Genomic DNA, 634 nt, shown 5'->3' on the forward strand with positions numbered 1-634 from the left:
CAAGCGATTCATCATGGCGGTGTAGAACAAACCCAGAGGAACGGCATTAAGCATCACCAAAAGCTGGGAAGAGCCCAAGATAATTGTCACCTGACAGCAGGCGGTCGAACGCTTTGGCGTCAGCGTCAGTCAGTGCCATCTGGACTCAACCTCATTTGCTCTCGACGGCGAGTACCCATCAGCGAAGAGGGCTGACGTAGAGTTAGAGGCTGATTTAGAAGTACCCCAGGCGATTGAGATTTGCCGGGGGTATTCCAGAGATCATCGACCGGACTTGAAGCAGTTTTTGGTCCACTTGATTTGTACTGCCGACGGTGGCATCCCGGTGTGGTTTACAGTCGGCAGCGGCAATGAGCCCGACGGTCAGACGTTTGCAGGGCTGATGACAGCGTTTGCCGAGCAGTGGGAGACGCCTGCCCTGCTGGTGGCTGACACAGTCTTCTATAGCGAACCTAACCTGCAGACGGTGGGGCGTTTGCCGTGGCTGAGTCGGGTACCTGTGACTCTCAAGAGCGCTCAAACTCTAGTCGATAGTAGCCTTGAGTCGTTGATTGAGATGCCCTGTACACTGGAAGGCTATCGACTGTGGGAGCAACGACAGACCTACGGCGGGGTGGAGCAGCGCTGGGTGCTG

Annotated in this window: 2 protein-coding genes; both read left to right on the top strand. The window is 55.8% G+C overall.

Going from position 1 to position 634, the window contains the following annotated elements; translation table 11 throughout:
• A partial coding sequence (locus tag JUJ53_RS24440) for a hypothetical protein (protein ID WP_239124651.1) occupies positions 1–195 on the top strand: 195 nt, incomplete at its 5' end.
• The coding region (locus JUJ53_RS00135; protein ID WP_239124652.1) for an IS1634 family transposase at positions 140–634 on the top strand (495 nt) is incomplete at its 3' end. The genes JUJ53_RS24440 and JUJ53_RS00135, both read left to right, overlap by 56 nt.

The organism is Leptolyngbya sp. CCY15150 (assembly GCF_016888135.1).
Classification (GTDB): Bacteria; Cyanobacteriota; Cyanobacteriia; order RECH01; family RECH01; genus RECH01.